Below are 21,075 nucleotides of genomic sequence, written 5' to 3'. Positions count from 1 at the left end.
CGAATCGGGGATTGATATGCTCTAAACTCCTCATGCTTATTAATCATAAGATAAGGAGTGTAGATGCTTGAATTTGTTTGGTTATTTTGTTTTAAGTAGTTTCTATAAGGGCTATAAACGAACCCTATATTTTATAAGGAAATAAAGTAGTTATTTAGCCATAGACATCTGATTTTGTGTTATATATACTGATTCTGCAATAGTAGTTTTCTTTCTTTTCTTGAAGCTGAAGTAATTAGCCCATATAAATAATAAATTAAGCGGGATAAGGATCGAATCTCTAAAAGTTATTTTGGATCCTTCAACTTCTACCCAATTATCTAGCGGTTCCTCACTAATAGTGTTCATCAAATCTTTTACACCAACTTGTTTCTTTAATCTTAAAAAGATTTCTATATCAAACAACCACTTACTAATAAATTTCTTGTTGTAGATATTTCCTATAATCTCTTTCTTGAAAACTTTGGCACCACACTGCGTATCTTTAATAGGTAATTGCAGAATAAACTGTATGAAAAAACCCACGAAAGTAGATAATAAACTTCTAACCATACTTCTTTTAATTCCATCAGAATCACCTCCTTTTCTGGATCCAAAAACCATGGTTAAGTTTTGTTGACTGTTTAGTTTTTTCGTTAGATTATCGAGTTCTTCCAGAGAAGTAGATAAATCAGCATCTAAGAATGCTATATTATCAATGAAAGGAAGAGAATTAAGAAAATTAGCTCCTGTTTGTACTGCGGTAGCTTTTCCTTGATTTTGTTCTAAATCAATTACATAGATTTTCTCTTTGTTCGTTTCTTTAAGTTGATGAAGCATATATGAAGTGTTGTCGGTGCTTCCATCATTTACAAAACATAAGTAATAATTTTCATTGTTTTTTAAAAAGTTGCAAAATTTCTCTTTTTCTAGCCTATAATACTCATTATAAGCAGGGATAATAATTCCAGTTTTAATCATCGTATTTTAGATTTTAAAACTCCATAAGTGATTTTACTAATAAAAACTTATAAAGTAAAAGAGAACCGTTGTTGTTTAAAATTGATATAAATGTTCTCTATTTAGTTCATACTTTCTTCTGGGGCTTCCTGAAGATTAAATTACTTTTCTGCCAGTATTGATATCTGATTACCAGCACATTGTAAAAGTACTTCAAACACGAATTAGTTGAATACGGAAAAACCGCAATTAAATTACGTTCTGTTAAAAAAATGTGCATTTTATCCGGTTTTTATGCTTTTAATACATTTTTTAACTCTCTTTAACACAAAAAAAGAAGTATTATACTACAAGTTAAATGAAATTTACTAGTAATAATTTTACTGTTTTAACAAAATTTAGGGGAAAAAACCCTTTTTTATTATCGAACAATTGAGGGAAAAATCCACTTTTTGGTCATTTTAACCCAAAAAAGCGTTTTTCATGGAATTAAATATTCCAAAAATGATCATTTATATTATTCGAAAAACTTTAAATTTTATAAAAGATGTCCTTTAACACATTCGCATTTGAAAACGCATTATAGTAACAAAAAACAGCTAACTTATTTATTAGAAGTAAAATAGAAAGTTTTCAAGCTAATTAGCTTCTTAATTTTGAATTAGAAATAATTATATTATACGGTAGCATAAAAAAATCCAATCACTGTACTAGTGATTGGATTTTGTCGGGGTGGCAGGATTCGAACCTGCGACCTCCGCGTCCCAAACGCGGCGCGATAACCGGGCTACGCTACACCCCGATAAGGTTATCCTTTTTGCGGGTGCAAATATAAATAAACTCTTTTATTAAAACCTACTATTTTTTGAGATTTTATTTCAGAATTCTTTTTAATTGCAAAGATAAAAGATATCCTAGTTTATTATAACACTCTCTTATTCTTTCTATATCACCAAATTCTCCATAAGCATAATTACCTATAACCTTTGGCGCCTGAGTAGCATACACTTCAGAATCCGATTCTGAAGTCTTCACAAACCTTAATGTAGTTTCTAATTTACCTTCTTCTCTTCCCACACTAGCAGATCCTCCATAACCCGTATATATCCAATCCGCTTCTATGATCAACGTATAATTCGTTTCTTGATCAGTCGTTACAAATTCCAAATCACTATAGGTTTTTAATCTCTCATTCAATCCTACTATAAAAGCATCTCTCCAAGTTTCTTTTTTGGCCGTTTGATATGTTTGAAACCATTTCTCACCGTTAGTAGGATCTTTTTTTCCATACTTTTTCTTCATGTTTTCTATGAATTCCTTCTCAGGATGACGACTATAAATAATAAGATCCTCCGGAAACGTAAGTTTTACCGCTACCTTAGTTTCATTTTTTAGAAACACTAACTTCTTTTTATCAATCTTAATTCGTTGAGAAACGAAAGACTGCTCATACCTATTAGTAACAGGAAAATTGTTTTTTTAAGCATCCAATAAATATTTTAATAATTTTTCCATTTTTCATCCCGCTACAATTATAAGTTATTTTTAAGAACTCCTCCATAATTTGTTTCCGATATTTGATCAAAAATTGATCCTTTGAAAAAAACACTTGTTCTTCTCTTCTTTTGCTGCATTAACTTTTTACATTCTCAATTTAATATCTCTGGTATCATTAGAGATGAAACATCGTTGACACCTATTAATAATGTAACGATACTAGATCTTAAAACTGGAAAACAACACTTTTCTAATGAAAAAGGAAAATTTGATATACTTAGTAATGGAACCTTAGAATTTTCTCATCCTGGATATGACTCCAAACAGGTAACTCTTTCTGAAAATGGGACTATTGTTATTTCCTTATCTCCAAAAGTCAACAAATTACAGGAGGTATTTATAAATAGTTTATCAATTCCATTACAACAAAAAAATGCAACAGAAGCCATTAGTATAATAAATCAACAACAAATTAATAGAGGTAATAATCTTGAACTACATCCTATTCTTAATAAAGTTCCTGGTGTATTTATGCAATACGGAACGTTAAATACTAATAGAATAACAATAAGAGGTATTGGCGCTAGAAATCTTTTCGGTACTGCTAATATTAGAACGTATTTTGGCGACATCCCATTAACGGATGGTAATGGAGAATCAGCAATTGAAGATTTGGAATTGGGAGCAATTTCAAGAATTGATATACGTAAAGGTCCTTCATCCAGTAGTTATGGTGTTGGCTTAGGAGGTACCATCTTACTGCATCCAGATTTTTCATTAAGTACTCTACTAGAATCCTCCATTTCTAGTACTATTGGCAGTTATGGTTTACAAAGAAACGTTGCCACTGTAAAAGTTGGTGGAAAGGTATCCAACTTGAATGTTATTTATAGCAACAATAGATCCGATGGTTATCGTGAAAACAATACGTATCATAGAAATACACTTACTGTTACCTCTTCATTAGAAGCTGGAAAAAAGAATCATCTTTCTCTCATTGCAAGTTATATAGATTTAAAAGCTGGAATTCCAAGTTCTTTAGATGAGGAAACATTCCGAACTAATCCTAGACAAGCAGCTTTTACTTGGGGAAGATCGCAGGCTTTCGAAGATGTTGCTTATGGAATCTTAGGTATTAACTGGACGCATGACTATCATACTTCTCTTTCACATCATACCAGTGTATTTTCTTCTTTTAGAAATAATTTCGAACCAAGACCTTTTAATATTTTAAAAGAAAAATCGAATACATTTGGGATACGAACTCGTATTGTTGGTGATTCAAAAATCATTAGGAAAAATTTGAACTGGACTATTGGAGGTGAACTATTCTTTGACAATTACAATAGTAAAACCTTTGAAAACCTATTTGAAGACTTCCCGATTGGAACCGGAAGTGTATTAGGCGAGCAACTCTCTGATCTAGATGAAAAAAGAAATTATTATAATCTTTTCCTAGAATCTAATTTGGAGTTCACTCCCAAACTGACCTTTAATTTAGGGGTTCATTTGAATCAAACGTTTTTTGAAGTTGAAGACTTGTTTACAAACAATGAGGATAGCTCTGGAGATTTTGATTTCGATCCTATTTTATCTCCGAAAATAGGTGCTAATTATGAGCTAAATAATAGCGTTATCATTTTTGGTAATATTGCACACGGTTTTTCTACACCTACAAGCGCAGAAACCTTACTGCCCGATGGAGAATTTAATTCAAATGTAAAACCTGAGATAGGCTGGAATTATGAAATAGGAACTCGATACCAATTATTTGACAATAAATTATATGGTACTTTTTCAATCTATTCATTACGAGTAAGAGACTTATTAGTTTCTCGCAGAACAGAAGAAGATAATTTCTTTGCTATTAATGCAGGTAAAACAACGCATAATGGTATAGAAGGATCAATAAATTATCAACTATACCAAACCAAACAAAAGCAGTTGCTTCTTTACTTTAATGGTACTATCAATGATTTCCAGTTTGATGAATTCATAGATCTTGATAATGATTTCTCTGGGAATGATCTAACAGGAGTACCTTCGCATATATTGAATATTGGATTAGATTATATCACAAAAAAAGGCATCTATGGTAATCTTAATTTCCAACAAGTTGGACAGATACCTGCTAATGATGCTAATACCGTTTATAGTGATAGCTATGAATTACTTAATGGTAAAATAGGATATAAAAATCAGATTGGATCACACATTTTTTATGATATTTTTTTAGGAGCTAATAATATCTTGGATAATATTTACACAGCACAATTACAAGTTAATGCCCGCGGATTTGGTGGTAATGCTCCTAGATATTTTTATCCGGGTTTACCTTTTAATATGTATGGTGGCATTAACATAAAATATAGATTATAAATAAAAAATATTTGTACTTTTCTATCGAAAACACAAGACATTATAATGAGAAACTTTTTAATACTTAAAACCGTTATTCTATCCACTCTTCTCTCTTGTGCTCAAGAAAAGAAAAATGATATTACAATTGATCCTGACCCCAATAATTATGCGACTGAGATTATAGTTCCTGATTTAGAAATTCCTTGGGGCATGGTCTGGCTTCCTGATAATAGTATGCTTATAACCGAAAAAAAAGGAGAACTGATTCATTATAAAGAAGGCATTAAAAAAACTATTGGCAATGTTCCCGAAGTATATAATAGAAATCAAGGTGGATTATTAGACATAGAAACCCACCCACAGTATAGCAAAAATGGTTGGTTATATATTACATATTCTTCTAAAGAAGGTTCTGAAAAAGGTGGAAACACAGCGTTAATAAGAGCAAAACTGCAAAATGATCAACTAACGTCTATAGAAACTTTATATAAAGGTGCTCCTAATACCACTCGTGGTCACCATTTTGGATCCAGAATAGAATTTGACGATGATGGATATGTATATTTTAGTATTGGAGATCGTGGTAATAGAGACGAGAATCCCCAAGATATTACTAGAGATGGTGGAAAAATATATCGATTACAAGATAATGGAGGCATCCCAAATGATAACCCTTTTGTAAACGACCAAACATCAAAAAAGGCTATATTTTCCTTTGGACACAGAAATCCACAAGGAATGGCAATTCATCCTACTACTGGAAAAATTTGGGTTCATGAACATGGCCCAAGAGGAGGTGATGAAATTAACATCATAGAAAAAGGTTTAAATTATGGATGGCCAGTAATTACCTATGGAATTAATTATAGCGGAACTTCTATAACAGATATTACGAGTAAAGAAGGTATGGAACAACCTGTATACTATTGGGTTCCTTCTATCGCACCAAGTGGAATGGACTTTGTAACTAGTGACATATATCCCGATTGGAAAAATGATCTATTAGTAGGATCTCTTAAATTTCAATATTTAGAACTGGTAGAGCTAGACAAAAACAAAGTAATTGGCAGAAAAAAATTACTTGATGGTATAGGTCGTGTTCGTAATGTACGTCAAGGTCCCGACGGATACATTTATGTAGCAGTTGAGAATAAAGGAATTATAAAAATAGTTCCTAAGTAATATCTTATATTTTTTTACATGAAAAAACGAATCAAACAAATCATAATTTTAGAAATAGTTTCGCTCATTTGTTGTATTTCGTTACTAGCAAAACAGCATAATAATACTGTAAAATATACTGTAATTCCGGATACTCAGGAAACGGATCTTTCGAAGAGTATCGAACGAGGAGAAGAAATATATACTGATTTTTGTATGCAATGTCACTTACCAGATGGAAAAGGTACTCCAAAAGTTTTTCCACCATTAGCTGGTTCGGATTGGTTAACAAACAAAAGAGAACAAAGTATTCATTCTATAAAATATGGTCTAAACGGGCCTATAACTGTGAATGGGGAAACATACAATAGCGCTATGACTTCATTAGGTTTGGAAGATGAAGAAATTGCGGATGTTATGAACTATATTATGAATAGCTGGGGAAACAAACAAAGCAAAATGGTTACTGTAGAAGAAGTAAAATCTGTTAAACGATAAATGAACACTGTTTATTTCTGAATTTCCATTTTTCAAAAACCAAGGATAACAATACTCCTAAAGTTTACGTTACTATCTTTGTATATTATAAAAACTTACTTCTAAGTTTTTATGGGTAAAGAATGATAAAATACGAATAGATGAAATCTTCTTTATTTTTTGTACTACTTTTTATAAGCATTAGTGCTTACAATCAAGATATAGAAGATCTTTCTCCTAATCGATATAGATTTAAGTACAAGTCTCAAGTTTTTAAGGGAACACGGCTACAGATAACCGAACAACTTCGAACTATTAAAAACGGACCTAAGTTTTCTGGCATACCCGAAGAAATACAAACTGGAATTAACAAGCTTTTTAAGGACGCTAAAAGCCAGGCTTTTCCTAGAGTTTATAAAAGAAAGGCGATTGTATTTCTAGATGCCCTGTACGATTATGAAGCGTTTGTTATTATGTATAACGGGGCACTTTATGATGTAGTGGAGAAACTAAAAAGAGATATGAAAAAAATTGATTTCAAACTCGAAAGACAATTCATAAAAGCAAAAACCGCAGTAGATCGCATAAAAAAAACAGACTCCACCAATATAAAAGAAATAGAATTTTTAAGCAGTGAACGACAGAAAAGTTTGATTAGATTAGCGAGTCATAGATGGATGAAAAAAAAGTTCGATACTTATAAAGGAATTAATGTTGTTGAAAATCCAGATGAATTAATTACCGAGTTTAAAAAAGCGCAAGCCGGATATGTATTCTCTGTTTACAAAAAGAAGACTGTAGATCAAATTAAACGATATCTGGAAAATGAAATTATCGATTTCTATTACAAAAAAGCTATCGTAGAAATCAATCCAGAAAAATTGGATCTTCAATATATCAACAAATACAACTAAAAGAGTCCATCATAAACAAATTAAACACTTTCGGAAATTTTGGCTTATGTAAATCCCATATATCGGTTAAAATATTAATCAAAATGTTCTATTTTGCAGTCGCAAATGTCTACAAATTTTCTTACATATAAAGTAATTGGACTCATGTCTGGCACATCCTTAGATGGATTAGATATTGCTTATTGTCACTTTACAAAAAACACAAAAGGATGGTCTTTTTCTATAGAAAAAACATCTGATGTTTCCTATTCTCCGGAACTCAAACAAAAACTCAAGAATTCTATCTACTTAAATCCTGTTGAACTTTTGGCTTTTCATAATGAATACGGTGCATGGTTAGGTAAACAGGTAAAGACATTTACAGAGCGTTATAACCTAGATCCAGATTTTATTGCTAGTCATGGACACACGGTTTTTCATCAGCCAGAAATTGGTATTACTTATCAAATTGGTTCTGGGCAACATATTGCCAATGCTAGTGAGCAAAAAGTAATTTGTGATTTCAGGACAAATGACGTAGCACTCGGTGGCCAAGGAGCTCCTTTAGTACCAATCGGAGATTTATTATTATTTCATGAATATGATTTCTGTTTAAATCTTGGAGGAATTGCCAATATTTCTTTTGAATTACACCAGAAAAGAATCGCATATGATATTTCTCCAGCGAATATGTTATTAAATCATATTTGCGGAACCATTCAGCTGGATTATGATGATAAAGGAAATCTATCCAGAAACGGATCTTTAAACGAAGAATTACTAAAATCACTAAACGAATTAGATTATTACAAAAAGTCGTATCCTAAATCCCTTGGTTTTGAATGGTTTCAAGAAAAAATGCTTCCCATTATTAAAAACACTCAGGACACCACCGAAAATTTACTACATACATCGATACACCATATAGCCGAACAAATTGCCAATGCTGTCAAACAAACCAATAAACAAGGTTCAACACTTCTGATCACGGGTGGAGGTGCTAAAAATGATTTTTTAATAGAAACTTTAGAAAACAAAACTCATAGCTTTTGTAAAGTAATTACTCCTACCGAAGCTATTATTGATTTTAAAGAAGCCTTAATTTTTGCATTTATGGGAGTATTACGAGAACGAAATGAGGCGAATTGCTTAAGTTCGGTAACAGGCGCAAAAACAAATTCATCTTCTGGAGTAATTTACAATCCGTCATAAAACGAAATTCAGGTTTCGGATAAATCCAAAAAAACTCTACAAGTTAAACGTATAATAACTCAATAACTATTTCTAAATTTGCAAAAAAATATTGGGAATGTTAATTATTGGTATTGCAGGAGGAACTGGTTGTGGAAAAACAACCGTGGTAAAACAAATTGTCAACGAACTACCTGAAAATGAAGTTTGTGTAATCTCTCAAGATTCTTATTATAAGGATACTAGTCACCTTAGATACGAAGAAAGAACTAAAATAAACTTTGATCATCCGCAATCTATAGACTTCGATTTATTAGGAGAACATCTTACAGCTTTAAGAAAAGGAGAAACGATAGAACAACCCGTATATTCCTTTGTAGAACATAATAGAACTAAAGACACGGTTCTTACAAAACCAAGCAAAGTAATCATCGTAGAAGGGATTTTAATTCTTACCAATCCTAAAATTCGCGAGATGTTCGATATCAAAATATATGTTCAAACTGATAGTGATGAACGATTGATAAGACGTTTAAAAAGAGATATTGCAGAAAGAGGTCGTGATATGGAAGAAGTTCTAGACAGATATCAAAACACCTTAAAACCTATGCATCAACAGTTTATTGACCCAACTAAAGAATTTGCGGATCTAATTATCCCAAATAATAATTACAACAACGTTGCTATAGATATTGTGAGAACAATAGTAAAAGAACGCTTGAATTAACTTTTGTACCTTTATAACCAATTAATGATTTAATCCAAATTGAAGCTAAAGCAATATTTCGAAAAGCTTAGGAACACTCCTGCATTAATACCTGTATTTGCCATATTTTTTAATAAATATGTGTTGATTGTTTTGGTATTTGTGATTTGGATATTGTTTTTGGATACCAATTCATGGTTAATCCATCGCGAATTAGACCAAGAAATCAAAGAATTAAAAGAAAATAAAGAATATTACAAAAAGGAAATTGTCAAAGATCAAAAGGATATAAAAATTCTGAAAGATAGTACCGAACTTGAAAAATTCGCAAGAGAAGAGTACTTCATGAAGAAAGACAATGAAGAAATTTATATTATTGAATATGAAGACAGTATCCCTAAAAAAAAGAAAGATGACTAAAACTTTGTTTGAACAATTTGATCAAGTTTCTGCAAAAGAATGGAAACAGAAAATTCAGTTCGATCTTAAAGGAGCAGACTATAATGAGGCACTGATTTATAAATCATATGAAGGAATTGATGTTAAACCTTTCTACAATGAAGAAGATATCAGTCACATTTCAATCGATAATTTAAATCCATCCACTTGGAAAAATTCTCTAAAAATTGAGGTTCAAGATGCTACCGATGGAAATACCAGTGCTCTTGAAGCTATAAAGAAAGGTGCGGAAACAATCTATTTTGTTATTCTTTCAGAAAAAATAGATCCTAATATATTATTAGCCAATATTAAATCTGATATAGGGATTTATATTGAAACTGCCTTTTTATCCAGCACATATATTGAAAGGTTAAATGCAATTGTCAGCGAATCGGCACTTGATATTTTTGTTCTTACGGATATTATTGGAAACCTAAGTAAAACGGGGAACTGGTATACAAACCTAAAAGAAGATCATGATGTATTAGAAAAGGTTTTAGAAAAAGGAGCTTCATTAAAAAGTTGTATCAGCGTTGATTTAAGTACTTTTCAAAATGCTGGAGCTACAATGATTCAACAGTTAGCTTATGGATTAGCACATGTAAATGAGTACTTAAATTATTTTCAAGATAAAAGCCTTAACCCTTTTAACAATACACCTGTTATTTTTAAAGTAGCTGTAGGTGGAAATTACTTTTTCGAAATAGCGAAAATACGGGCATTACGAGTTTTATGGGATTCTTTAGCAGGAGAATATAATATGTTAAAAAAATGTTATATATTCGCACATCCTTCACACAGAAATAAAACGATTTTAGATTATAATGTTAATATGCTTCGTACTACAACAGAATGCATGAGCGCTGTTTTAGGTGGAGCGGATGTTATACACAATGTAAGATATGATGAAATCTATAATTTAGAAAATGATTTTGGTACAAGAATTGCACTAAATCAATTATTGATTTTGAAAAGCGAAAGTTATTTTGATATTGTAAATAATCCTTCATCAGGTTCTTATTATATCGAAAGTTTAACAAATCAATTAGCCGAAAAAGCACTTGCTTTGTTTAAGAATATCGAAGAAGGCGGAGGCTATTTGATTCAATTAAAAGCTGGAACTATTCAGAAGAAAATAAAAGAAAGTGCAGATAAAGAACAGGAGCTTTTTGATAAAGAGGAAATTGTTTTGACTGGAGCAAATACATTTAAAAATCCAGATGAAATCATGCCCCCTTTACAAAAAGAAGTGTTTAAAGAAAAAAACGTAAGAAAAACATTAATAAACCCCATTATTAGCAGGAGATTGTGTGAAAAAATTGAGAAAAACCTAATATAACGCTAATAATTGAGAATTTATTGTTAACTTTCGTGTATATTAACAGTTAAGCAGTAAACAATTAACAAAACTAAATCTTAATCGATGCCCCAAATGATTAGATCTAGAATCGCTATAATAGCATTTTTATTTTTTACGGTTATAAGTCACGCTCAAAGCAGTATCAATTGTTTAACTGTTGATTCCAGTGGTTTGTACAGCAAAGCCTTTAATTCTTTTGAAAAGGATTTGTTCGAACATTACAACTTCGGTAATGATTCCATCAAAACGTATCGAACATTTTTAGCAGAAGTAGCTAGTCTTTCATTAGATCTTAGAAAACTACCGTCTAACAACTCAATACAATTAGCGCGTACATTTAAAAAGAAATCGAGTGACCCTAATTCTATCTGGGTAAAACTAAGCGAATACGAAAATCAGGAAGCTACAAAAAAAACATCTCCAAGCACAACTACAAATCAAGGAGAAGAAGAAATTTTAATCTTTAATTATAGAGGAGGATTGATCCAATGTCTAAAAAATAATAGTAATAGCGATGACTTTCAAAACATCATAAGCACCCTAGAGCAAGATGGAAATGTAAGTACTTCACTTATTGCACAACGAATTTATTATATCCCAGATGACCGGTTCAAAGCCGATGAAATAAAGAAATTCATTGCTTTTGATATTTACTATTCCATACTCATGGTAATAGAAAAAGCATTCGGTTAATTTTTTTGATAAATTTCTTTATAAACCATCAATTAATTTCGCATTTTTCAAAATAGATCATTAATAAAACCGTAATTTTACATTTTTATTAATGGTTATTCTTTAATAAATAGAAAAGTATATTTTCTCAAATGTATTTTGTCAATTTCTATTTTATGTAATACAATTGGATGTGTTACTTTACTGGCGAGCCATACGAATGGTTAAATCAATCACTCTTTTGGAAATACATTTTGATGAATATGTTGAAAAAATGAAATTTTAAAATGGCAAGGAAGAATATTCAAAACATTACTATAAATAAAGAACCTTCTCAACAGAATTCTCATATTAGCAATCCCTCTTTCACTACTGCCGAGGGGATTTCAATAAAACCTACGTATCACAAAGAAGATATTGAAGAACTATCCCATCTCGACTTTGCAGCAGGAATTCCTCCATATTTACGCGGTCCATATTCTACTATGTATGTTAGAAGACCATGGACGATACGCCAGTATGCTGGATTTTCTACCGCTGAAGAAAGTAATGCGTTTTATAGAAGAAACCTAGCAGCAGGACAAAAAGGATTATCTGTTGCTTTTGATTTAGCTACACATCGTGGTTATGACAGTGATCATGAAAGAGTGTTTGGTGATGTTGGAATGGCAGGAGTAGCCATTGATACAGTAGAAGACATGAAAGTGCTTTTTGATCAAATCCCATTGGATAAAATGTCTGTGTCCATGACTATGAATGGTGCCGTACTTCCTATTATGGCTTTCTATATTGTTGCCGCAGAAGAACAAGGGGTCGATCAAAAGTTATTATCAGGAACTATTCAAAATGATATTTTGAAGGAGTTTATGGTTCGAAACACCTATATATATCCACCTACACCATCGATGAGAATCATAAGTGATATTTTTAAATATTGCTCTAAAAACATGCCTAAATTTAATCCAATAAGTATTTCTGGTTACCATATGCAAGAAGCAGGAGCTACATGTGATATTGAACTTGCCTATACCCTAGCAGATGGATTGGAATACGTTCGGAAAGGAATTGAAGCTGGATTAGATGTAGACTCTTTTGCTCCTAGACTGTCCTTCTTTTGGGCAATCGGAATGAACCATTTCATGGAAATTGCAAAAATGCGTGCAGCTCGCATGCTTTGGGCTAAGTTAATTAAACAATTTAACCCACAAAATCCAAAATCTTTAATGTTAAGAACTCACTGTCAAACAAGTGGTTGGAGCCTTACAGCACAAGATCCTTTTAATAACGTTGCCAGAACCTGTATAGAAGCTAGTGCCGCTGCTTTTGGTGGAACACAAAGCCTTCATACAAATGCATTAGATGAAGCTATAGCATTACCTACAGATTTCTCGGCTAGAATTGCAAGAAATACACAAATATATCTACAAAAAGAAACGCAAATAAACAGAACTGTAGATCCATGGGCGGGAAGTTATTACGTAGAATCTTTGACCAATGAGATTGCAGAAAAAGCTTGGAAACTTATTGAAGAAGTAGAAGAACTTGGAGGAATGACTAAAGCCATAGAAGCAGGAATTCCTAAAATGCGTATCGAAGAAGCTGCGGCGCGCAAACAAGCTAAAATAGATAGTCAGCAAGATGTAATTGTTGGAGTAAACAAATACCAACTGGAAGAAGAAGAACATATTGCTACACTGAAAGTTGACAATAATGCTGTAAGAAACCAGCAAATAGAAGGTCTAAACAAGGTAAAAGAATCAAGAAACGAAAACGCTGTACAAGAAGCACTACATCAACTAGCGCTTGCTGCCAAAGATGACAACGAAAATTTATTAGCTTTAGCTGTAAATGCAGCTAGACTGAGAGCCACTTTGGGAGAAATTAGTGACGCATTAGAAAAAAAATTTGGAAGATATAAAGCCGAAATAAAATCGTTTACAGGAGTGTATGCTAAGGAAATAAAAAATGATGAGTCTTTTAATAAAGCAAGACAACTTGCTAATCAATTCTCTGAATTAGAAGGAAGAAGACCCAGAATTATGATTGCAAAAATGGGGCAAGATGGCCATGATCGTGGTGCTAAAGTGGTAGCAACCAGTTATGCAGATGTTGGTTTTGATGTAGACATAGGACCCTTATTCCAAACTCCAGCTGAAGCTGCTAAACAAGCTGTGGAAAATGATGTGCATATTGTTGGGGTTTCTTCTTTAGCAGGTGGACATAAAACATTAGTTCCACAAATTATTGATGAATTGAAAAACCATGGACGAGAAGATATAATGGTAATAGTTGGAGGAGTAATTCCGCCAGATGACTATGATTTCTTATTTCAAGAAGGAGCTGTTGCTATCTTTGGACCAGGAACCAAAATTAGTGATGCAGCAATTACCATTCTCGATATACTAATTTCTACTTTCGAGTAATTTTATTTGAAAAATCAAATACAAACTACTACAATTAATAACTTAATTTTAAAAGAACCACGATGTGGTTTTGAAAATTAAAAATATGGTATACTATGCCATATTAATATGAAGTTTTACGAAGTAAAATAGGGTTAAAAACTATTTTAAAAATAATTATTTATTTATTAAATAAAATAGTTCAAAGTTCGTTCTATAAACAAAGTTTATCGAATTATTCCCCATTTTATTGATAAGATGAAAAAGAAACTTAACCTTTTCATAAGAAGAGTATCTGTTATTATTAATGACGAAAACAGGAAAAGTATTTCCCGCATCCTAAAAGAGTCACTACATTTCTGGATTGTTAAGAAAGAAATACCTTATTTCTATTTTGGAAAATTCTTATATCGAAAAGATGTTTCAAACTATAAAGACTATTTAAGTAGCAAGGAAGTTGATAAAATAACATTATCCAAAAAGCTTCATCGGATTCAATTTTCTAAACTCTTAAGAAACAAGCTTTCATTTGCCCTATTTATGGAAGAGAACAATTTCCCTGTTCCTCAGTTAGTGAGCTATAATCATAAGAATCAATTTTACCTTAATTCAAAACCAACTAAAATTGATTCTGAAGAAAAACTACTTCAATTTTTCGAGTCTCAATTCAACCTAAATGAAATCAACGGATTATTTCTTAAATCTACCACAGGAATGGGAGGAAAAGGATGCTTTCTTATAAATAGAAACAACCTCCACAATCAGGTAACAAAATACTATAAGGAAATAGTTAATGATGATTTCGTTCACCAAAAAATAATCGTACAACATCCAAAAATCAATATGATATATCAGCATAGTATAAATACTATTCGTTTCACAACTTATATTGACAAAAATGGAGAAAAGCACATCCTATCTGCTTTTATGAGATTTGGAAGCGGAGGTAGTTTCATAGATAACAGCAGTGCAGGCGGAATATGTGTTTCGGTAGATCTAAAAGAAGGTAAACTAAAAGGAAAAAGCCATCAACTGATGAAACATGGAGGAAAGCAGTTAATAAAACATCCTGACTCCAATATCATATTTAATGATTTTCAAATCCCCTATTTTGAAGAATCGAAGGAGTTAGTATTAACAGCAATTACACTCATCCCTGATCGTATCATTGGTTGGGATATTGCCATAGGAAAAAAAGGACCAATATTAGTAGAAGGAAATGACAATAATTCTTTGATTACACCAGACATTATCTATGGAGGATATCTAAAAAATCCAATATTTAAAGAAATTTTAGAAGAAGCTTAATATTATTTTCTTAAAAAATCTCCTACCCCATTCTAACTGCCAATATTATTATGTTAAACAACCTACGTAACATTTTATTCTGGACCATTGACACACTAACTGGAAGTAAAAAAAAGTCAAATTTTCAGGATATACAATCTTTACTAGAAAACGTTAATTCTACAACATCCACTAAAAGAAAAAAAGAATATTTAGACGCTATTCTGCAACATGCTATCGGTACTGTACCCTATTACAAAAACACAAAACCACTGATCACTGCATTTCCTGTAATAAACAAAAATATCTTTAGAGAGAATTTCAAAGCATTCCAATCCGAATCTTTTCAAAATGAGAAAAAGAGAACTGTTTCTACAAGTGGTTCTACCGGAACTCCATTTACTGTTCACCAGGACATATCAAAAATCATCCGTAACACTTCTGATAATCTATACTTTTGGGAGAAAGCTGGATATAATATTGGAGACAAATTATTCTTTTTTAGATTATGGAATGCTTTCGAAAAGAAAAAATCCTTTATCAACTTTGCTCAAAACGTTGTACCTATAGATGTTTTTGATCTTACACCTCCTTTTATAGAAAATCTTTTAAAAAATATACAAAAAGGAAAAGGTAATATATGCTTGTTGGGATATGTATCTGCTTTTGAAAAAATATGCAAACATTTGGATAGCACAAATCCAAACTTTCGTTCTAATGCTGTAAAATCTATTATTGCTATATCAGAAAAACTTAACGAATACACAAAGGAATCTACACGCAAATATTTCGGTATAACTCCTATTTCCAGATATTCTAATATAGAAAACGGCATTATTGCACAACAGCCGAAGGATAAAGATTATTTTGTTATTAACGAAGCTAGTTATTACATAGAAATACTAAACCTAGAAAATGACGAACAACAACAAAATGGAGCACTTGGAAGAATTGTAATTACAGATCTTTTTAATAAATACAATCCAATGATTCGTTATGACACTGGAGACTTAGGAATGATAGAAGAGATTGATAACAAAAAAGTGCTTACTCAAATAACTGGAAGAAAAATTGACGCAATTACCAATACAAATGGTGAAATCATCACATTTAATATCGTGCTCATCGTAAACAAATATTTACAGCTAGCTCAATGCCAATTAATTCAAACAAACCAAAAACATTATATACTAAAGCTAAATGCACTACAAAACTTTGAAAGAGAAAATGAACTTATAGCTGATTTCAAAAACTATTTAGGTAACGATGCTGTTATAAAAGTGGAATATGTCTCTGAGATTCCTCTGCTAGCCTCTGGAAAAAGAAGAGTAATGGTAAACCAAATGATGTAATAACACTAATACCAAAGTGTAAAAAAAAGAGTAGTTAGTATTTTGATATAAATACTCCCCTATTTTTAAATAGTACAGCTTCAATGATAGCAACCAAATTTTACAATAAAAGTATTTAAGATCTATCAAAGGTTTGCTCCTTTATTTATGATATATTTGTTTAAACTGTATTTAAATTAGGATGTTTGTATATTTAAAGTATTATGCGTGCATAATACTTTAAATATAAATTGTAACTTTCAGCAAAATTCTGATATAATAATTCAAAGATATATGAGCTATACTGATAAAATGCTTCGAGATGGAGCGCTAGAAGGAAAAAATATTGTTGTTACCGGTGGTGGTAGTGGACTTGGAAAATCTATGACCAAATATTTTATGGAACTAGGAGCTAAAGTTGCTATCACATCACGTAATTTAGAAAAATTACAAGGAACAGCAAAAGAGCTCGAAGCAGAGACGGGTGGAACTTGTCTACCACTACAATGTGATGTAAGACATTATGATCAAGTAGAAAACATGAAAAATCAGGTTATTGAAGCTTTTGGAACCGTAGACATTCTTTTAAACAATGCTGCCGGAAACTTCATCTCTCCTACAGAGCGTCTTTCAGCTAATGCTTTTGACACTATCATAGATATTGTTTTAAAAGGAACTAAAAACTGTACGCTTGCCTTTGGTAAACACTGGATTGACACAAAATATGAGAATACTAATGTACTGAACATTGTTACTACGTATGCTTGGACAGGATCTGCATATGTTGTACCAAGTGCAACCGCCAAAGCTGGAGTTCTTGCTATGACAAGATCTCTGGCAGTAGAATGGGCAAAATACGGAATGAGATTTAATGCTATTGCACCAGGCCCCTTCCCAACCAAAGGTGCTTGGGACCGATTATTACCAGGTGACATGAAAGATAAATTTGATTTATCAAAAAAGGTACCTTTACAGCGTCTAGGAGAACATCAAGAATTAGCAAACTTAGCTGCCTATTTAGTTTCTGATTTCTCGGCTTATGTAAATGGTGAAGTAATCACGTTAGATGGTGGTGAATGGTTGAAAGGTGCGGGTCAATTTAACTTATTAGATCAAGTTCCTGAACAAATGTGGGATATGCTAGAAGCAGCAATTCGTGCTAAAAAGAACAAATAAACTGCAGCAACGATTTTAAAATCTGATATAAACTGGATACCATGAAAATGATATCCAGTTTTTTTATTTACAAAAGAGGGTAACAAATGGACTTGTAATGACACTTACTTATGGAATTATATAACTTTCATCCTGCTTTAAATCGGAGAAAAATATAATTCATCCACTCTAACTGGAAATAGGTATCGCTAAAACATTCAACTAAAAAAATAGTTGAATTGTAAAAGTTTTCCTATTTTTAGGCGGTTACTAAAACTAATTAATTCATATTTTACAAATCATCTATGACTAGAAAAAAAATCTTTAATGTATTCTTAGGAGTCTTTCTATGGTGTTTACCGCTCTTAGGAATAGCTCAAACAACGGCAGATAAAGAATTAAAAACCTCTGCTCAACTTAAGAACAACGCCAAAATTCCAGTTGATCCTGATGTGAAAGTTGGGAAATTAGAAAATGGTCTAACCTACTATATACGAAACAACGGAAAACCAGAAGATAAAGTAGAATTGAGACTTGTTGTAAATGCAGGTTCCATTTTAGAAAATGAAAAGCAGTTAGGATTGGCCCATTTTATGGAGCACATGAATTTTAACGGCACTAAAAACTTCAAAAAAAATGATCTAGTAGATTATCTACAAACCATTGGAGTGAAATTTGGCGCAGACCTAAATGCATATACCAGTTTTGATCAAACAGTTTATATCTTGCCAATTCCAAGTGATGATCCAGAAAAACTAGAAAAAGGATTTCAAATTATCGAGGATTGGGCTCACAATGCTGAGCTTACAGAAGAAGGCATCGATGGAGAAAGAGGTGTAGTTTTAGAAGAATATCGATTAGGAAAAGGAGCGGAAGAACGTATGCTTCAGCAATACTTGCCAATTATCGCTTATAATTCTAAATATTCCGAACGTTTACCAATCGGTACTAAAAAGGTGCTAGAAAATTTTAAATATGAAGATGTAAGAAGTTTTTATAGAGATTGGTATAGGCCAGATTTAATGGCAGTTGTTGCTGTAGGAGATCTAGATGTTGCGACATTAGAGAAAAAAATTAAAGATCATTTTGGTGGAATTAAAATGCCTGAAAATCCTCCAAAAAGAGAAGTATTTGATACTCCTAACCACGAAGAAACGCTAATAGCTGTTGCTTCTGACAAAGAAGCCTCTAATTCTATTGTTAGAATCATGTATAAAGATAAGGAGTTAAGCACTCCAATGTCTAGTGAAATTGATTATAGAAATCAATTGATTAAATCCATCTTTAGTCAAATGATGAATAATCGTTTAGATGAATTACGTAACACTCCTAATCCCCCTTTTGTATTTGCTTTTAGTAGTCATAGTGGAACTTTTGCTCGTAACCGCAAAGCCTACCAATCCTTCGCCATGACTCCAGAAACGGGACAATTAAATGCGCTAAAGGTTATTTTGCAGGAAAATAAACGCGTTCAAGAATATGGATTTAAGCAAGGAGAGTTAGAACGTGCTAAAAAAGATATCGTTGCTCGTTGGGAAAAACAGTTTAAAGACAGAGATAAAAGAGAATCAGGCAGAATTGTGGGAGAGTATATAAACAACTTTTTGGTACAGGAACCTATTCCTGGAATCGAATGGGAATATAAGTATACGATGGAGCAGCTACCTACAATTACATTAAAGGAGGCAAATAGTCTTATTAAAAATTTCATACATGATGACAATCGTGCTGTTGTCATGACAGGTCCTGAAAAAGAAGGACTAAAGAAAGTTACTAAGGAAGAAATATTAAGCCTTCTTGAAGAGGTGAAAAATACTCCTATAGAAGATTATAAAGACAAAAAGGTTAGAGAAAATTTATTAGAAAAAATACCTGCACCAGGCAAAGTAGTCTCTTCAGATTACAATAAGGAATTAGATGTGACTACATTAACGCTAAATAATGGTGCTAAAATCATCTATAAAAAAACAGATTTTAAAAATGATGAAATTCTGTTTTCTGCATTTAGTTACGGAGGAAGCTCTTTATTCTCTACAGAAGATTATCTTCAAATCGCTCATGGATTAGGAAGTATTGCTCAAACAGGATTAGGAGGGTTATCCCTAAATGATATGAATAAGGTGATGGCTGGTAAAATAGCGAGAGTACGCCCTTATATTAGCTCATTATCCGAAGGTTTTAACGGATCAACAACACCAAAAGATTTAGAAACCTTATTCCAACAAGTACATTTATACTTTACGGATGTAAATAAAGATGAAAAAGCTTTTAGATCGGATCAAGCAAAAACAAAAGGTTTCTTAGCAAATTACTTGTCTAATCCTCAAAACTATTTCAGAGAAGAATTTGGAAAGTTCCAATTTGGAAAAAATCCAAGGTATATAGGATTTCCAACTGCAGAAAAACTAGATGCTACAAATTACGATTTAGCCTATCAAAAATATAAAGAACGATTTGCTGGAGCTGGAGGTTTCAATTTCTATTTCGTCGGAAACATTGATGAAGAAAAGTTAAAGTCATATGCAGAGAAATACATAGGAAGTTTACCAGACACTGGAAAAGAAGAAACCTATAAAACAAGTGATTTTAGACCTCTTTCTGGTGCACACGAAAAAACAATCTATAAAGGAACTGATCCGAAAAGTATGGTAAACATTATTTGGAGAGGAGAAACACCTTATAACAAATCGGAAAGTCTTTCTATTGCTGCCTTAGGAGAAATTCTTAGCATAAAATTAATTGAAAAACTTCGTGAAGAAGAAGGTGGAGTTTATGGTGTTGGTGCCAGAGGTAATATGTACAAAATAGGACCTTCTGGTGGATATAGTGGATATCGTTTTTCTATATCTTTCCCTTGTGGGCCTGAAAACGTAAAAAAACTTACAGATGCTGCCATAGCAGAAGTTAAAAAGATCATTAATGATGGACCAACTGAAAAGGACCTAGCGAAAATCAAAGAATCTAGATTATTGGATTATAAAGAAAGTAGCAAACAAAATTCTTTTTGGCTGTCTAACTTACAAAATGCGGATTACAATAAAATCCCATTTGAAAGTAAAGAAAGTTATACAGAGGCCGTTGAGAAATTAACAGTAAAAGATATTCAGGATGTTGCTAAAAAATATGTAGATGCTGGATATATCTTGGGAGTATTGATGCCCGAAAAGAAGTAAATACCTAATACAGCATATATTAAAGGTCA

Annotated in this window: 16 protein-coding genes and 1 tRNA gene; 14 read left to right on the top strand and 3 right to left on the bottom strand. The window is 32.1% G+C overall.

What is annotated here, in order from left to right:
* Nucleotides 1-150: 150 nt before the first annotated feature.
* From ACWNT5_RS15360 to ACWNT5_RS15350, 3 genes are all read right to left on the bottom strand, one after another.
* Complete coding sequence (locus tag ACWNT5_RS15360; RefSeq protein WP_456517832.1) at nucleotides 151-960, bottom strand: glycosyltransferase; 810 nt, start codon at nucleotides 958-960, stop codon at nucleotides 151-153.
* Nucleotides 961-1,666: 706 nt separating this feature from the next.
* Nucleotides 1,667-1,741, bottom strand: a tRNA-Pro gene (locus tag ACWNT5_RS15355).
* A 71-nt stretch (nucleotides 1,742-1,812) separates the two neighbouring features.
* The gene (locus tag ACWNT5_RS15350) at nucleotides 1,813-2,340 is read right to left on the bottom strand and encodes a hypothetical protein (protein WP_456517831.1); all 528 of its coding nucleotides are present in this window, start codon (nucleotides 2,338-2,340) and stop codon (nucleotides 1,813-1,815) included.
* A gap of 195 nt (nucleotides 2,341-2,535) precedes the next feature.
* On the opposite strand from ACWNT5_RS15350, the gene ACWNT5_RS15345 reads away from it, so the two are divergent.
* The 14 genes from ACWNT5_RS15345 to ACWNT5_RS15280 all read left to right on the top strand — a co-directional run bounded on the left by ACWNT5_RS15345 (nucleotide 2,536) and on the right by ACWNT5_RS15280 (nucleotide 21,046).
* Complete coding sequence (locus ACWNT5_RS15345) at nucleotides 2,536-4,815, top strand: TonB-dependent receptor domain-containing protein (RefSeq protein WP_456517830.1); 2,280 nt, start codon at nucleotides 2,536-2,538, stop codon at nucleotides 4,813-4,815.
* A 45-nt stretch (nucleotides 4,816-4,860) separates the two neighbouring features.
* A complete protein-coding gene (locus ACWNT5_RS15340; RefSeq protein ID WP_456517829.1) occupies nucleotides 4,861-5,979 on the top strand; it encodes a PQQ-dependent sugar dehydrogenase in 1,119 nt (372 codons plus the stop codon).
* Between the two features lie 18 nt (nucleotides 5,980-5,997).
* Complete coding sequence (locus ACWNT5_RS15335) at nucleotides 5,998-6,456, top strand: c-type cytochrome (protein ID WP_456517828.1); 459 nt, start codon at nucleotides 5,998-6,000, stop codon at nucleotides 6,454-6,456.
* Between the two features lie 140 nt (nucleotides 6,457-6,596).
* Nucleotides 6,597-7,349 (top strand): hypothetical protein, encoded by a 753-nt coding sequence (locus tag ACWNT5_RS15330; RefSeq protein WP_456517827.1) that lies wholly within the window; start codon nucleotides 6,597-6,599, stop codon nucleotides 7,347-7,349.
* Between the two features lie 105 nt (nucleotides 7,350-7,454).
* A complete protein-coding gene (locus tag ACWNT5_RS15325; RefSeq protein WP_456517826.1) occupies nucleotides 7,455-8,540 on the top strand; it encodes an anhydro-N-acetylmuramic acid kinase in 1,086 nt (361 codons plus the stop codon).
* 97 nt (nucleotides 8,541-8,637) lie between these two features.
* Entirely contained in the window at nucleotides 8,638-9,246 is a 609-nt protein-coding gene (gene udk / locus ACWNT5_RS15320) for a uridine kinase (protein WP_299607013.1), read from the top strand.
* Nucleotides 9,247-9,285: 39 nt separating this feature from the next.
* Nucleotides 9,286-9,645: an FtsB family cell division protein gene (locus tag ACWNT5_RS15315; protein ID WP_425545881.1), complete on the top strand. Its 360-nt coding sequence runs from the start codon at nucleotides 9,286-9,288 to the stop codon at nucleotides 9,643-9,645.
* Nucleotides 9,638-11,005 carry a methylmalonyl-CoA mutase subunit beta gene (locus ACWNT5_RS15310; RefSeq protein WP_456517825.1) on the top strand — a complete coding sequence of 456 codons (1,368 nt, stop codon included), beginning with the start codon at nucleotides 9,638-9,640 and terminating at the stop codon, nucleotides 11,003-11,005. The genes ACWNT5_RS15315 and ACWNT5_RS15310 overlap by 8 nt, the downstream gene beginning before the upstream one ends.
* 93 nt (nucleotides 11,006-11,098) lie before the next feature.
* Nucleotides 11,099-11,719, top strand: a complete 621-nt coding sequence (locus ACWNT5_RS15305) for a hypothetical protein (protein WP_299607009.1) — start codon at nucleotides 11,099-11,101, stop codon at nucleotides 11,717-11,719.
* A 266-nt stretch (nucleotides 11,720-11,985) separates the two neighbouring features.
* Nucleotides 11,986-14,121 carry a methylmalonyl-CoA mutase gene (gene scpA, locus ACWNT5_RS15300; RefSeq protein WP_299607008.1) on the top strand — a complete coding sequence of 712 codons (2,136 nt, stop codon included), beginning with the start codon at nucleotides 11,986-11,988 and terminating at the stop codon, nucleotides 14,119-14,121.
* A gap of 237 nt (nucleotides 14,122-14,358) precedes the next feature.
* The gene (locus ACWNT5_RS15295) at nucleotides 14,359-15,408 is read left to right on the top strand and encodes a sugar-transfer associated ATP-grasp domain-containing protein (RefSeq protein WP_299607007.1); all 1,050 of its coding nucleotides are present in this window, start codon (nucleotides 14,359-14,361) and stop codon (nucleotides 15,406-15,408) included.
* A gap of 50 nt (nucleotides 15,409-15,458) precedes the next feature.
* Nucleotides 15,459-16,739, top strand: a complete 1,281-nt coding sequence (locus ACWNT5_RS15290; RefSeq protein WP_299607005.1) for a phenylacetate--CoA ligase family protein — start codon at nucleotides 15,459-15,461, stop codon at nucleotides 16,737-16,739.
* Nucleotides 16,740-17,012: 273 nt separating this feature from the next.
* On the top strand, nucleotides 17,013-17,894 hold the full coding sequence (locus tag ACWNT5_RS15285) for an SDR family oxidoreductase (protein WP_299607004.1): 882 nt from the start codon (nucleotides 17,013-17,015) through the stop codon (nucleotides 17,892-17,894).
* A 284-nt stretch (nucleotides 17,895-18,178) separates the two neighbouring features.
* Nucleotides 18,179-21,046: a M16 family metallopeptidase gene (locus ACWNT5_RS15280; RefSeq protein WP_299607002.1), complete on the top strand. Its 2,868-nt coding sequence runs from the start codon at nucleotides 18,179-18,181 to the stop codon at nucleotides 21,044-21,046.
* Nucleotides 21,047-21,075 lie beyond the last annotated feature (29 nt).

This window comes from Aquimarina sp. 433, assembly GCF_054054605.1.
The sequence above is the reverse complement of the archived record's forward strand: the minus strand, read 5'-3'. Positions and strand labels throughout refer to the sequence as shown.

Coding starts and splice junctions, on each gene's coding strand:
- ACWNT5_RS15360 (WP_456517832.1), bottom strand. CDS start 960: ATGATTAAAACTGGAATTATTATCCCTGCTTATAATGAGTATTATAGG.
- ACWNT5_RS15340 (WP_456517829.1), top strand. CDS start 4,861: ATGAGAAACTTTTTAATACTTAAAACCGTTATTCTATCCACTCTTCTC.
- ACWNT5_RS15335 (WP_456517828.1), top strand. CDS start 5,998: ATGAAAAAACGAATCAAACAAATCATAATTTTAGAAATAGTTTCGCTC.
- ACWNT5_RS15330 (WP_456517827.1), top strand. CDS start 6,597: ATGAAATCTTCTTTATTTTTTGTACTACTTTTTATAAGCATTAGTGCT.
- ACWNT5_RS15325 (WP_456517826.1), top strand. CDS start 7,455: ATGTCTACAAATTTTCTTACATATAAAGTAATTGGACTCATGTCTGGC.
- udk (WP_299607013.1), top strand. CDS start 8,638: ATGTTAATTATTGGTATTGCAGGAGGAACTGGTTGTGGAAAAACAACC.
- ACWNT5_RS15310 (WP_456517825.1), top strand. CDS start 9,638: ATGACTAAAACTTTGTTTGAACAATTTGATCAAGTTTCTGCAAAAGAA.
- ACWNT5_RS15305 (WP_299607009.1), top strand. CDS start 11,099: ATGATTAGATCTAGAATCGCTATAATAGCATTTTTATTTTTTACGGTT.
- scpA (WP_299607008.1), top strand. CDS start 11,986: ATGGCAAGGAAGAATATTCAAAACATTACTATAAATAAAGAACCTTCT.
- ACWNT5_RS15295 (WP_299607007.1), top strand. CDS start 14,359: ATGAAAAAGAAACTTAACCTTTTCATAAGAAGAGTATCTGTTATTATT.
- ACWNT5_RS15290 (WP_299607005.1), top strand. CDS start 15,459: ATGTTAAACAACCTACGTAACATTTTATTCTGGACCATTGACACACTA.
- ACWNT5_RS15285 (WP_299607004.1), top strand. CDS start 17,013: ATGAGCTATACTGATAAAATGCTTCGAGATGGAGCGCTAGAAGGAAAA.
- ACWNT5_RS15280 (WP_299607002.1), top strand. CDS start 18,179: ATGACTAGAAAAAAAATCTTTAATGTATTCTTAGGAGTCTTTCTATGG.